General features: G+C 70.1%; 12 protein-coding genes. 6 read left to right on the top strand and 6 right to left on the bottom strand.

Annotated elements, in window-relative coordinates; all coding sequences use genetic code 11:
* Nucleotides 1–34: 34 nt before the first annotated feature.
* Both VBO01S_RS02145 and VBO01S_RS02140 read right to left on the bottom strand, forming a co-directional pair.
* On the bottom strand, nt 35–532 hold the full coding sequence (locus tag VBO01S_RS02145; RefSeq protein WP_062469816.1) for a methylated-DNA--[protein]-cysteine S-methyltransferase: 498 nt from the start codon (nt 530–532) through the stop codon (nt 35–37).
* Nucleotides 529–2,133, bottom strand: coding sequence for a DNA-3-methyladenine glycosylase 2 family protein (locus VBO01S_RS02140; RefSeq protein ID WP_062469813.1), 1,605 nt, complete (start codon nt 2,131–2,133; stop codon nt 529–531). The genes VBO01S_RS02145 and VBO01S_RS02140 overlap by 4 nt, the downstream gene beginning before the upstream one ends.
* Nucleotides 2,134–2,243: 110 nt before the next feature.
* Here VBO01S_RS02140 and VBO01S_RS02135 point away from each other — a divergent pair, with 110 nt between their 5' ends.
* On the top strand, nt 2,244–3,626 hold the full coding sequence (locus VBO01S_RS02135) for a phosphomannomutase/phosphoglucomutase (RefSeq protein WP_062469990.1): 1,383 nt from the start codon (nt 2,244–2,246) through the stop codon (nt 3,624–3,626).
* Nucleotides 3,627–3,633: 7 nt separating this feature from the next.
* A complete protein-coding gene (locus VBO01S_RS02130) occupies nt 3,634–5,025 on the top strand; it encodes a 3-deoxy-D-manno-octulosonic acid transferase (RefSeq protein ID WP_062469811.1) in 1,392 nt (463 codons plus the stop codon).
* Nucleotides 5,026–5,166: 141 nt separating this feature from the next.
* Here VBO01S_RS02130 and VBO01S_RS02125 read toward each other — a convergent pair whose 3' ends face one another.
* The 4 genes from VBO01S_RS02125 to VBO01S_RS02110 all read right to left on the bottom strand — a co-directional run bounded on the left by VBO01S_RS02125 (nt 5,167) and on the right by VBO01S_RS02110 (nt 8,540).
* On the bottom strand, nt 5,167–6,696 hold the full coding sequence (locus VBO01S_RS02125; RefSeq protein WP_062469804.1) for a TolC family outer membrane protein: 1,530 nt from the start codon (nt 6,694–6,696) through the stop codon (nt 5,167–5,169).
* A 24-nt stretch (nt 6,697–6,720) separates the two neighbouring features.
* Complete coding sequence (locus VBO01S_RS02120) at nt 6,721–7,074, bottom strand: rhodanese-like domain-containing protein (protein ID WP_062469802.1); 354 nt, start codon at nt 7,072–7,074, stop codon at nt 6,721–6,723.
* A gap of 16 nt (nt 7,075–7,090) precedes the next feature.
* Nucleotides 7,091–7,768, bottom strand: a complete 678-nt coding sequence (locus VBO01S_RS02115; RefSeq protein WP_062469799.1) for a protein-L-isoaspartate O-methyltransferase family protein — start codon at nt 7,766–7,768, stop codon at nt 7,091–7,093.
* A gap of 94 nt (nt 7,769–7,862) precedes the next feature.
* The gene (locus VBO01S_RS02110; RefSeq protein ID WP_062469796.1) at nt 7,863–8,540 is read right to left on the bottom strand and encodes a TetR/AcrR family transcriptional regulator; all 678 of its coding nucleotides are present in this window, start codon (nt 8,538–8,540) and stop codon (nt 7,863–7,865) included.
* 103 nt (nt 8,541–8,643) lie between these two features.
* On the opposite strand from VBO01S_RS02110, the gene msrA reads away from it, so the two are divergent.
* The 4 genes from msrA (at nt 8,644) to VBO01S_RS02090 (ending at nt 12,784) form a co-directional block, all read left to right on the top strand.
* Nucleotides 8,644–9,195 (top strand): peptide-methionine (S)-S-oxide reductase MsrA, encoded by a 552-nt coding sequence (gene msrA, locus VBO01S_RS02105; RefSeq protein WP_062469793.1) that lies wholly within the window; start codon nt 8,644–8,646, stop codon nt 9,193–9,195.
* A gap of 19 nt (nt 9,196–9,214) precedes the next feature.
* Nucleotides 9,215–9,610, top strand: a complete 396-nt coding sequence (locus tag VBO01S_RS02100) for a hypothetical protein (RefSeq protein ID WP_255221033.1) — start codon at nt 9,215–9,217, stop codon at nt 9,608–9,610.
* A gap of 83 nt (nt 9,611–9,693) precedes the next feature.
* Nucleotides 9,694–11,790 (top strand): TonB-dependent receptor, encoded by a 2,097-nt coding sequence (locus tag VBO01S_RS02095; protein WP_062469787.1) that lies wholly within the window; start codon nt 9,694–9,696, stop codon nt 11,788–11,790.
* Nucleotides 11,791–11,833: 43 nt separating this feature from the next.
* Nucleotides 11,834–12,784 carry an AEC family transporter gene (locus VBO01S_RS02090; RefSeq protein WP_062469784.1) on the top strand — a complete coding sequence of 317 codons (951 nt, stop codon included), beginning with the start codon at nt 11,834–11,836 and terminating at the stop codon, nt 12,782–12,784.
* Nucleotides 12,785–13,058: the final 274 nt, after the last annotated feature.

Here is a 13,058-nt window from a genome sequence, read left to right as displayed (position 1 = left end):
GCGCGTTACGCCATCGGCGGTGTTTTCTTCTGTCTTACTTGCCGGTCTCGAGTTCGAGCAAGGCGGTCTTGCGCTCGAGCCCGCCAGCGTAACCGGTCAGCGAGCCGTCCGCACCGAGCACGCGGTGGCAGGGCACGATCACGCTGATCGGGTTGCGTCCGACCGCCGCGCCGACCGCGCGCACCGCGGCCGGGTTGCCCACGCGCTGGCTCAGCGCGCCGTAGGTCGTGGTCTCGCCGGCCGGGATGGCCAGCAGCGCCTGCCACACGCCCTGCTGGAAGGCGGTGCCGTGCGACAGGTCGAGCTGCATGTCGAAGTGGCTGCGGCGGCCCGCGAAGTAGTCGCGCAGCTGCGCGGCGGCCTCGACCAGTGCGGGGTGGTCGTCCTTGGTCTGCCAGCCCGTGGTGTCGGGCCAGTGGCGCTGGTGGTCGAACCAGACGCCGGCCAGGCCCTGGTCGGTGGCGGCCATCGTGACGCCGCCCAGCGGTGTGTCGGTGTGCGAGGTGTAGATGACGGTGCGTTTGAATTTCATGGTCCTTCAGGCACGGGGCCTGCCGTTGCGAGGTCGGAAAAAGAGGCGGTCGGCGGTACAGCCGATGCCGGTTCGGGTGGCGCGGGCGGGGTGTGCCACGCGCGCAGCACCGCGTAGCTGCGCCAGGGCCGCCAGGCCTGCGAGGCCTCGCCCGCGGCGCGCGCGGTGGTCACGCCCAGCGCCTTCTGCAGGGCCACGTCGCCGGCGGGAAAGGCGTCGGGCCAGCGCAGCGCGCGCATCGCGATGTACTGTGCGGTCCAGGCGCCGATGCCGGGCAGTTCCTGCAGCGCCGCCAGGGTGGAGGGCACGTCGGCGCCCGCATGCAGCGCCAGCCGGCCCGAGGCCACTTCGCGTGCGATGGCCTGCAGCGCGGCCTGCCGCTGGCGCACGATGCCCAGCTGCCCGAGCGCGTCGCCGCTGGCCGCTGCCAGCGCGGCGGGCGTGGGGAACAGGCGGGTCAGGCCGTCGATGGGCGTGTCGATCGGGTCGCCGAAGGCCTCGACCAGCCGCGAGCCCAGCGTGCGCGCCGCGGCCACGGTGATCTGCTGGCCCAGCACCGCGCGCACCGCGAGTTCGAAGCCGTCGACCGTGCCCGGCACGCGCAGCCCGTCACCGTGCGGAAAGGCCGCATGCAGCGCGGCGTTGATCGCCATCGGCTCCGCGTCGAGGTCGAACAGCGCGCGTGCGCGGCTGATGACGATGGGCAGCACCGCGGCCAGCGAATCGCTCACGGCCAGCAGCACCTGCTCGCGTTCGAGGTCGAAGCGCAGCTGCAGCCAGCCGGCGTGCGTCTGCCCGCCCTGCTGCACGCGCAGGGTGCGCGCCAGGCGCACATAGGTGGGCGTGCTGCCCTTGGCGGGCTCCTTGCCGTCGGCGGTGTGCACGGCCTCGACGCCGCGCAGCGCGCGCCGTGCGAAGAAGCCGAGCATGGCGTTGGCGTCGTAGGGCGGGCGAAAGCCCAGCCGCACCTCGATGGCCTTGCCTTCGCCGCCCTCGGTGCCGCCCGCGCGGCGCAACGCGCTCGGGTTGAGCCCGTAGTGCTCCACGAAGGCCGCATTGAAGCGCCGCACGCTCGCGAAGCCGCTGGCCAGCGCCACCTGCGTCATCGGCAGGCGCGTGTCGGCGATGAGCTGCTTGGCGGCCAGCAGGCGGCGCGTCTGCAGGTACTGCAGCGGCGACACGCCGAACTGCGCCTCGAAGATGCGCCGCAGGTGGCGGTCGCTCACGCCCAGGCGGGTCGCGATCTGCGCCGCGCCGGGGCCTTCTTCCGACCAGGCATCGGGCTCGTCGATCAAGCGCGCCGCCTGCAGCGCGAGGATGCGCGAGGCATCTTCGGTCGACCAGCTGGCTGCGCGCGGCGCCAGTTCGGGCCGGCAGCGCAGGCAGGGCCGAAAGCCTGCGGCCTCGGCCTGGGCCGCGTGGCGGAAGAAACGGCAGTTCTCGCGCCGCGGCAGCTTCACGCGGCACACCGGCCGGCAGTAGATGCCGGTGGAGGTCACGGCCGTGAAGAACGAGCCGTCGAAGCGCGCGTCGTGCGTCTTCATCGCCAGGTAGCAGGCGTCGCTCTCGAGCACTTCGGAGGGGGCGTGGGCGGTAGACATGGGGAAATGATACGGTTTCGACTCGTTTCAACTGGCCGTTTTCGGACATCGATGTCTACAACGCGTTGCCTACAATGCCCGACTCCGAACCAACAGTGACCCCGCCCTTCATGCAGCTCAGCGCATCGATCTTCAAGGCCTATGACATCCGCGGCGTCGTGCCCCTCAGTCTCGATGTCGAAGTGGCCGAGGCGCTGGGCCGTGCCTTCGGCAGCGCAGCACGCGCGGCCGGCGAGACCGCGGTGGCCGTGGGCCGCGACGGCCGCCTGTCGGGCCCGGCGCTGGTGGACGCGCTGATCGACGGCCTGGTCGCCACCGGCGTCGAGGTGATCGACATCGGCGCGGTCACGACCCCGATGCTGTACTTCGCGGCCCACACGCTGTGCACCAGCGGCATCCAGGTCACGGGCAGCCACAACCCGAAGGACTACAACGGCTTCAAGATGGTGCTGGCCGGCCGCGCGATCTACGGCGACGAGATCCAGGGCCTGCGCAAGACCATGGAAGACGGCAGCGCCACGCTGGCGCCCGGCGGCAGCGTGCGCAAGGTCGACGTGACCGACGCCTACGTGCAGCGCATCGTGGGCGACATCAAGCTCGCACGACCCATGAAGATCGTGGTCGATTCGGGCAACGGCATCGCGGGCGCGACCGCGCCGGCCATCTTCCGCGCCATCGGCTGCGACGTGGTCGAGCTGTTCAGCGAGGTCGACGGCAACTTCCCCAACCACCACCCCGATCCGAGCAAGCCCGACAACCTCCGGGACCTGATGGCCGAACTGGCCAAGGGCCAGGCCGAGCTGGGCCTGGCTTTCGACGGCGACGGCGACCGGCTGGGCATCGTCACGAAGGACGGCCAGAACATCTTCCCCGACCGCCAGATGCAGCTCTTCGCGCAGGACGTGCTCTCGCGCGTGCCCGGCGGCACCATCGTCTACGACGTGAAGTGCTCGCAGCGCCTGGCGCCGGCCATCGAGGCCGCGGGCGGCACGCCGATGATCTACAAGACCGGCCACTCGCTCATCAAGGCGAAGATGAAGGAAATCGATTCGCCGCTGGGCGGCGAGATGAGCGGCCACATTTTCTTCAAGGAGCGCTGGTACGGCTTCGACGACGGCACGTACGCCGGCTGCCGCCTGCTCGAGATCCTGAGCAAGCACCCGGACGCGAACGCCGTGCTCAATGCGCTGCCCACCAGCTTCTCGACCCCCGAACTGAACGTCGCCTGCGCCGAAGGCGAGCCGCACGCGCTGGTCGCCCAACTCGTGCAGAACGCGCGCTTCGACGCGCCCGCCCAGGTCTCGACCATCGACGGCCTGCGCGTGGACTGGCCCGATGGATTCGGGCTGATCCGCGCTTCCAATACCACCCCCGTGCTGGTGCTGCGCTTCGAAGGCCAGACCGAGGCGGCGCTCCAACGCATCGAGACCGAGATGCTTGCGGTGCTGCGGACGGTCAAGCCCGACGCCACGCTGGCCGCTGCTGCCCACTGAAGAACCTGTGCGTTCCCTGCTGCTTCGCCTCTACGGCGTCTTCACCACCGCCGTCCAACCGCTGGTCCGCCGCAAGCTGCGCCGCCGCGCCGTCGCCGAGCCCGGCTATGCCGTGGCCGTCGAGGAGCGCTTCGGCCATTACGACGACGCCACCACCGGCTTTGCCCAGTGCTGGGTGCACGCCGTCTCGCTGGGCGAGACGCGCGCCGCCGCCATCCTGATCGCCGAGCTGCGGCGCCAGTACCCGGGCATTCCGATCCTGCTCACGCACGGCACCGCCACGGGCCGCGAAGAGGGCGCCAAGCTGCTCGAGCCGGGCGACACGCAGGTCTGGCAACCGTGGGACACGCCGGGCGCCGTCGCCCGCTTTCTCGACCGCTTCCAGCCGCGCATCGGCGTGCTGATGGAAACCGAGGTCTGGCCCGAGATGGCCGCCGCCTGCGCCGAGCGCCGCATTCCGCTGGTGCTGGCCAATGCGCGGCTCAACGAGAAATCGCGCGCCGCGGCCGAACGGCTCAGCGGGCTGGCGCGGCCGGCGTACTCGGCGCTCACCGCCGTCTGGGCGCAGACCGAAGCCGACGCGCACCGCCTGGTGTCGCTCGGCGCCAAGGTGGCCGGGATCTACGGCAACCTCAAGTTCGACGCCACGCCCGACGCGCGGCAGCTGGCCACGGCCGTGTCGCTGCGCGAGCGCCTGCCCCGGCCGATGGTCGTGCTGGCCAGCTCGCGCGACGGGGAAGAACGCCTGCTGCTCGAGGTGCTCAAGCGCTTCGGCGCCACCTCGCCGGTGCCGCCCGAGCAGGGCGCGATCCGCTCGATCGCCAAGCGCGTGCACGACGTGCAATGGATGATCGTGCCGCGCCATCCGCAGCGTTTCGACGAAGTGGCGGCGCTCATCGAGGCCGAGGGCTTCGCGGTGGCGCGCCGCAGCGCGGCCGGCCAGCCGGCCGAGGCCGAGATCTGGCTCGGCGATTCGCTGGGCGAGATGGCGCTGTACTACGGCCTGGCCGACGTGGCCTTGCTCGGCGGCAGCTTCGAGCCGCTGGGTGGGCAGAACCTCATCGAGCCGGCGGCCTGCGGCTGCCCGGTGGTCATGGGCCCCTCGACCTTCAATTTCGCCGAGGCGGCGCAGCTGTCGCTCGCGGCGGGCGCGTCGCTGCGCGTCGAGGGCATGGAGCAGGCCGTGACGGCGGCGCTCAAGCTGGTCGAGAACCCCGAGCGTCGTGCCGTGATGGCGCAGGCCGCACTGGCGTTTTCGTCGTCGAACCGCGGGGCGGCCGAACGCACGGCGGCGGCGGTGCTGGCGATTGCGCAGGCGGCGGAGCCGGTGACGACGCCGGTGGCCGGCGACGACAGCGCGCCGCCCGAAGCGACGCGGGCCGAGCCGACGCTGGATTGAATCCGCATTGGCTCCTTCCCCTTTCGGGGGAAGGCTGGGATGGGGGCAAGCGCCCAACGAGCGTTGTTGTGGGTTCGAGGCCGTCGTGCCCCCACCCCGACCCTCCCCCGGAAGGGGAGGGAGAAAAACCAGAAACCTCTCTCAGCGCACCGGCGGGTTCAGGATCACCGGCGGCGGCGGTGCCGACGGCATCGTCGGCGCGGGCGGGTTGAACGGCTGCACCGGCACCGGCGGCACCACCGGAATGGCCGGCGGCGTCACGGGCACCACGGGCGCACCCGTCGTCGCGGCAGGCACCGCAGGCGTGCTGCCATTGCGCGCCAGCGTCGCGTTGATCGCGTTCATGTCGTCGGTGGTCAGCGTGCCGTTGGCCTGGCGCAGCTTCAGGTTGCCCAGCAGCACGTTGTAGCGCGCCTGCGCGAGGTCGCGCTTGGTCTGGAACAGCTGGCTCTGCGAGTTGAGCACGTCGATGTTGATGCGCACGCCCACCTGGTAGCCCAGCTTGTTGGCGTCGAGTGCGCTCTGGCTGGAGGATTCGGCGGCTTCGAGCGCCTTCACCTGGCCGGCGCCCGACACCAGCCCGAGGTAGGCCGCGCGCGTGGCCTGCGCCACGCTGCGGCGCGTGCCCTCGAGCACGCTGCGCGACTGGTCTTCGAGGGCCAGCGTTTCCTTGATGCGGTTCTCGGTGGCAAAGCCCGCGAACAGCGGCAGGTTGAAGGTGACACCGACCGTGGCGGCGTTGACGCGCGTGCCCACGGTGCTGGTGCTGGTGCCGGTCGGATTGCGGGTGACGTTGTAGCCGAGGTTGGCGTCCAGCGTAGGCTTGTGGCCGGCCTGCGCCTTCTGCACCTCGAGCCCGGCCACGTCCAGGCCCAGGCGCGCCTGGCGGATCGCCGGATGCACCTCGTCGGCCTGCGCCACCCAGGCGTTGATGTCGGCGGGCTGCGCGGTCGGCAGCACGACCGGCGCGGCCAGCGGCACGGGCACGCTGCCCGGGCGGCCGACCAGCTGGTCAAGCACCACCTTCTTGACCTGCAGGTCGTTCTCGGCGGCGATTTCCTGGGCGATCACGAGGTCGTAGCGGGCCTGGGCCTCGCGCGAGTCGGTGATGGTGGAAGTGCCGACCTCGAAGTTGCGCTTGGCCGAGGCCAGCTGCTCGGCCACGGCCACCTTCTGCGCGCGCACCAGGGCCAGGCTGTCCTGGCTGGCGAGCACGTCGAAGTAGGCCTGGCTCACACGCACGATGAGGTCCTGCTCGGCGATGGTGAGCACCGCCTGCGCCACTTCGGCCTGGCGCTTGCCTTGCTCGTAGGTGGCCCAGTTGGCGGGGCGGTACAGCGGCTGCGTGGCATTGATGCCCACGTTCTGCGTGGTGAAGTCGCGCGAGGCGCTGCTGCCGCGGCCGGTGCCGGTCAGGGTGTCGATGTCCAGGTTGCTGCGGTTCACGCCCGCGGTGAGCCCGACGGCCGGCAGGATGCCGGCCTTGGCCTGCGCGGCGCGCGCCAGGTTGGCCTCGTACTGGGCCCGCGCGCCCTGGTAGGTGGCATCGAAGCCGCGCGCGGAATCGTAGAGTTCGTTCAGTGTCTGGCCCTGGGCCGGCAGTGCGAGCAGGCTCGCAATGGCGCTTGCGAGGGCTGCGGAAAGAGGCAGAAGCCGGGGCCTGGGAGGCATTGAACGTCCTTGGGAGGGAAAGAATCAGTAGCGCGGCACGTTCGGGTCGTGCTGCGCGGACCAGGCGTCGATGCCCCCCGCCACGTTGGCGAGCGAGTCAAAGCCGTTCTGGTGCAGAAAAGCGGCCACGCGCTGGCTGCGGGCGCCGTGGTGGCACAGGCAGGCGATGCGCGGCGCGGGCTGTCCGTCGCCGGCGGCGAGTTCGGCCAGCCGGCCGGGGATCTCGTTCATCGGGATCGCGACCAGCGTGAAGCCCTGCGGCGCGACGTTCGCCGTCTGCAGCTCCCAGGGCTCGCGCACGTCGAGCAGCACCGGGGCGGCGTCGGCGTCCTGTGCGAACCAGGCGGCCAGGTCGGCGGGGCGGACTTGATCGATCATTCGGTGGGCCGCTCGATCAGAACGCGAAGCGCGAGGGCTCGGGGAAGTTCAGCAGGCGCGGCGCCACGGTGTCCCAGGGCTGGATCGTTTCCCACTTGCTTTCGCTGGTGCGGGTCACGAAATGGGCGCGCATCATGGGCTCGTCGCCGACGATGGCCGACAGGCGGCCGCCGACCTTGAGCGAACCGAGCAGGTTCTGCGGAATGCGCGCGACCGAGCCGCTGAGCACGATCACGTCGAAGCTCGGGCCGCTGGCCAGGGGCACGGCGCCGTCGGCGTGGCGCACTTCGACGTTCGTCACGCCGTTGCTGCGCAGCGTCTCGGCGGCACGGGCGGCCAGCACGGGGTTGATCTCGAGCGACAGCACCTGGGCCGCGCGGGCGCCGAGCAGGGCGGCCATGAAGCCGGAGCCGGTGCCGATCTCGAGCACCGATTCGTGCTTCTGGATGTGCAGGTCCTGCAGGGTGCGGGCCTCGACCTTGGGCGACAGCATGAATTCGCCGGGCACCGAGCCGTCGAGCAGCGGCAGTTCCATGTCGAAGAAGGACAGCGTGCGGTGCGCGTCGGGCACGTAGTCTTCGCGGTGAATCTCGGCCAGCAGCTCGAGGATGTCCGACTCCAGCACGTCCCAGGGACGGATCTGCTGTTCGATCATGTTGAAGCGCAAGCGCTCGAGGGTGGGCGTGGGGTTCATGGCGTGGCTTTCCTTGAAGGCTCTGGACGGGACAAACCTTCAATTTTAGGTCGCGTCGATGACGCCACCGCGCCAGTCGGCCATCGGGCGGGCGTCATGCGGGGCTCCCGGGGCGCACGCACAGGCCGTAAAGCACGGTTTCGCACTGGGTGGCGATGAATTTTTCGGGGTCGAGCGTGCTGACGCCGTCGACGCAGACCATGGCCGAATGCTTCCAGAGCATGAGGAACACCATGGGCGCAACCACCGAATAGATGGCGTGGTCGATGTCCATGGGCACGAACTCGCCGCGGTCGATGCCGCGCTGCAGGATGCGGCGCAGCAGCTCGTGGCCGGGGCGCACCACCTGCTCGCGGTAGAACTCCGCCAGCTCGGGAAAATTGCCGCCTTCGCTCATCATCAGCTTGGTCAGGCCCGAGGCCTTGGTCAGGCCGACGCGCTCCCACCAGACGTTCATGCAGTAGCGCAGCATCTCGGCCGTCGTGCCCTCGAAGGCCTCGAACTCGGCGTTCCACTCTGTGAAACGGCCGCCGAGGTTTTCGATCACCACGGCCTTGAACAGCTCTTCCTTGCTCGGAAAGTAAAGAAAGAGGGTGCCCTTGGACACGCCGGCGCGGGCCGCCACTTCTTCCGAGCGGGTGGCGGCAAAGCCCTTTTCGACGAACAGGTCGAGCGCCGCCGCCAGCAGTTCGCCCGGACGCGCTTCCTTGCGCCGCTCGCGCTTGGACGGCAGCGGGCAGAACTTGTCGACGAGGGAGCGGGGCGAGGCCATGATGTTAATGACTGACGGGTTAGTAATGTAGTGACCGGCATCCGGCCCGTCAAGCCGCGACAATACCGGTCCCCGCTTTTTCCAACCCACCCGGAGCCGCGCCATGTCTTCCTCACCGTCGCCCACCGAAACCATCGTGCTCGGCGGAGGCTGCTTCTGGTGCACCGAGGCGGTGTTCGACCGGGTGCAGGGCGTGCTGGACGTCGAATCGGGCTACAGCAACGGCCAGACCCTGAACCCGAGCTACGAGCAGATCTGCACCGGCCGCACCGGCCATGCCGAGGTCGTGAAGCTCGAATTCGACCCGTCGCAGATCAGCCTGCGCGAGCTGCTCGAGATCTTCTTCGTGGTGCACGACCCCACCACCCTCAACCGCCAGGGCAACGACGTCGGCACCCAGTACCGCAGCGGCATCTACACCACGAGCGACGCCCAGAAAGAAGTGGCCGACGCTGTCATCCGCGAGATCGAGGCCAGCAAGACCTACAGCTCGCCCGTGGTGACCGAAGTGGCGCCGCTGGCCAACTACTCGACGGCCGAGGCCTACCACCAGGACTACTTCCTGAACCACCCGAACCAGGGCTACTGCGCGTTCGTGGTCGGCCCGAAGGTCGAGAAGTTCCAGAAGACCTTCGCTTCGCGCGTCAAAGCCTGAGTCCCTTCTTTCACGCCCCGTGTCCACCACCCTGCGCCAGACCCCGACCCGCATGACGCGCGCCACCCGCGCGCTCGTCGTCGCGCTGGCGTTCGCGCTCTGGTTCGCCGGCACGATGGGGCTGATGCACCGTTCGCTGCACGTGCCGGGCCTGCCCGCCGCTGCAGCGGCGGCGCAGGCGCAGGCCGCGCACCGGCACGACAGCGGCCACACGCTGGCCAGCCTGTTCGGCGTGCACGACGACGCCGACTGCCGCCTGTACGACCAGCTGGCGCACGGCACGGGCGTGCCCGGCGTGCCGCTGGTGGTGCTGCCGATGCTGTTGCCGGCGGCCACGTTTGCTTATCTGCAGGGCGAAGCCATCGCCCGCTGGGTCGCGCTCTTCGACGCGCGCGGCCCGCCGTCCACTCGCTGAATCCCCCGTGTTCCGGTTGCCGCACCCCTTCGGGCGGGTGAGGGCGGCCGGTCGTTCCCCGATTCAACGAGTGTTCCTTCTTCATGACCCCCCAATTCCGTCGCAACGCCATCGGCGCTGCCGTTCTTTCGCTCGCCTCGGTGGCGAGCCTGGCCCAGACCGCCGACACCGCCGCCGCCCCGGCTGCTGACTCAGCCAGCCTGCGCGAGGTCACCGTCACCGGCAACCCGCTGGGCGCGAGCGACCTGATCGCGCCGACCACTTCGCTGTCGGGCGACCAGCTGCTGCTGCGCTCCGAATCGACGTTGGGCGAAACGTTGAACAACCTGCCCGGCGTGAGCAGCAGCTACTTCGGCCCCAACGCCAGCCGCCCCAGCATCCGCGGGCAGGACGGCGACCGCATCCGCATCCTGCAGAACGGCGGCGGCGCGCCCGACGCCTCGGCGCTGAGCTACGACCACGCGGTGCCCGTCGATGCGCTGGTGACCGAGCGCATCGAGGTGCTGCGCGGCCCCTCGGCGCTGCAGTACGGCGGCAGCGCGGTGGGCGGCGTGGTCAACGTGATCGACAACCGCATCCCGACCGAGCCCATCAACGGCTTCGGCGGCCGTGCCGAACTGGGCTACGCCAGCGGCAACAAGGAAAAGAGCGGCGGCGTGCTGCTTGAAGGCGGCAACGACCGCTTCGCCCTGCACGTCGACGCCTTCAACCGCGATTCGAAGGACGTGGCGGTGCCGGTCGACCTCGAATGCAGCAAGCCCGGGCGCCTGTCGCTCGCGCGCCGCATCTGCAACTCGCAGAACGAGGCGCACGGCGGCGCGGTCGGCGGCACGCTGTTCTTCAGCCAGGGCTGGATCGGCGCCTCGGCCAGCACCTACCGCAGCAACTACGGCACCGTGGCCGAGGACGACGTGACCATCGGCATGAAGTCCGACCGCTACGCGCTGGAAGGCGAGTGGCGCCCGGGCGGCTTCATCCGCAGCATCCACGCGAAGGTGAGCCGCACCGATTACCGCCACACCGAGTTCGAGGGCCGCGAGGCCGGCACCACTTTCTCGAACCTGAGCAACGACCTGCGCATCGAGGCGCGGCACGAGAAGATCGGCAACCTCGAAGGCCTGGTCGGCTTCAGCCGCGAGACCAACCGTTTCGCCGCCGACGGCTCGGAGGCTTTCGCGCCGCACAGCCGCACGCGCTCCAACGCGCTGTTCCTGCACGAAGAGCTCGGCACCTCGTGGGGTCGCCTGAGCTTCGGCGCGCGCACCGAGAAGGTCACGGTGCGCTCGCTGGGCTACCCCGACGACCTGTCGGTGACGCGCTTCGCCATCGGCGAGCGCAGCTTCAACCCGCACAGCGCGGCGTTCGGCGCGCTGGTCAACCTCACGCCGCAGTGGCAGCTGACCTCGAACCTGGCCTACACCGAGCGCGCACCGAAAGACTACGAGCTGCTCGCCAACGGCCCGCACGTGGCCACGGCGGCCTGGGAAGTGGGCGACCCGAACCTGGGCAAGGAAAAGTCCACCGGCTTCGACCTGGGCGCGCAGTGGAAGTCGGGCCCGAACACGGCCCGCGTGAACGCGTATGTCACGCGCTTTCGCAACTACATCGGCCTGACCGCGTCGGGCCGCACGCTCGATGAAGAAGGGCAGGTCGTCACCGACCCCGAAGTGACCGACACGCTGGCCGAGTACCGCTACGGCGGCATGCGCGCGCGCTTCACCGGCATCGAGGCCAACGGCAACCTGCGGCTGCTGGGCACCGACGGCTTCGCGCGCATGGCCGACGCGGGCACGCTCGACCTCGAATGGCGCGGCGACATCGTGCGCGCGAAGAACCTCGACACCGGCGAGCCGCTGCCGCGCATCGCGCCGCTGCGCCTGGGCGCCACGCTGGCCTACGGCAACGGGCCGTGGACCGCGCGCGTCGGCTTCGACTACAACGCGGCGCAGCGCCGGGTGCCGAGCGTGGGCGCGCGCGAGACGGACGCGTACACGCTGTGGAACGCGTCCATCAGCTACCGCATGAAGGTGCAGCGCGCCAACCTCACCTGGTACGCGCGCATGGACAACATCGGGAACACGCTGGCCTACACGCCGACCTCGATCCTGACGACCACGGTGTTCCCGAAGGCGCCGCTGCCGGGGCGTTCGCTGAAGGTGGGCCTGCGCGTCACGTTCTGACGTTCCGATCTTTTGAGCGACGGGCGCGCGCTATCCTCGCCGGGTGAATTCGTTCGTCATTTCTTCCCTGCTGCCCGTCGTTCTCCTCATTGCCGCCGGCTACCTCGCCGGACGGCGCCGGTGGATCGGCGGCAATGCGGTGAAAGACCTGTCGAACCTCATCTTCCTGCTGCTCGCGCCCGCGCTGCTGTTCCGCGCCATGAGCACGGTGCACGTGCAGGAGTTGAGACTGAAGCCCGTGGCGGCGTACTTCATCGCCTCGGGCCTGCTGTTCGCGGCCACGCTCGCGTGGCGCGGCTTCAACCGCACGGGCGCGGTGCTCGCGCTGGCCAACACCTACAGCAACACTGTGATGATCGGCATCGCGCTGATCGGCCTGGCCTACGGCGAGCCCGGCATGGTGGTGCTGCTCACGCTGATCTCGCTGCATTCGCTCGTGCTCATGACCAGCGCCACCGTGGTGCTCGAGCTGGCCGTGGCGCGCGAGCACGCGGCGGTGAGCGGCGCCGACCGGCGCTCCATGGCGCGCACCGTGGGGCGCGCGTTGCGCAACGCCATCATCCATCCGGTGCCGCTGCCCATCATCGCGGGCCTGCTGTTCGCTCAGACGGGGCTCGTGATGCCCGAGGTGATCGACAAGCCGATCCAGCTGCTGGGCCAGGCCTTCGGGCCGGTCGCGCTGGTGATGGTGGGCATCACGCTCGCGCTCACGCCCATCGGGCGCCACTGGCGCGGCGCGCTGGTGCAGGCGCTGGTGAAGAACCTCGTGCACCCGCTGCTGGTGGCGCTCATCGGCTGGCTGCTGGGCGTGCGCGGCATTCCGCTCACCGTGATGGTGGTGGCGGCGGCGCTGCCCATCGGCGCCAACGTGTTCCTGTTCTCGCAGCGCTACCGCAGTGCCGAAGACCTGGTCACGGCCAGCGTCGCCGTGTCGACCGTGCTGGCGCTGGGCACGCTCACCCTGGTGATGACCTGGGTGCAGTGGTTGCCCTGACGGCCCCCATTTCTCCCGCGCTTTTCGCGAACTTTTGCCCGACTGAGCGACAGCGCTAGCCCTATGCCGTTTGGCAGGGGTGGCCGTTTGGTGGGCTGGCGAGCGGCGTTCGCGCCCCTACATTTGCCGGCTGATGACGATCTACCCGGCGCGTGTTTCGCCCCTTGCCCTTGCAGTGACGGCGGTGGTCGCGACGGTGATCGCGCTGCACGGCGCGCGCGCGCATGCGGCGGGCGAGGCCAAGCCATGCCGCACGCCCTGCCTGGCCGTTCCC

It is taken from the genome of Variovorax boronicumulans NBRC 103145, from assembly GCF_001591345.1.
In the GTDB taxonomy this organism is placed as follows: domain Bacteria; phylum Pseudomonadota; class Gammaproteobacteria; order Burkholderiales; family Burkholderiaceae_C; genus Variovorax; species Variovorax boronicumulans.
Note: the sequence above shows the minus strand (reverse complement) of the source record. Positions and strands in the feature narration are given on the sequence as shown.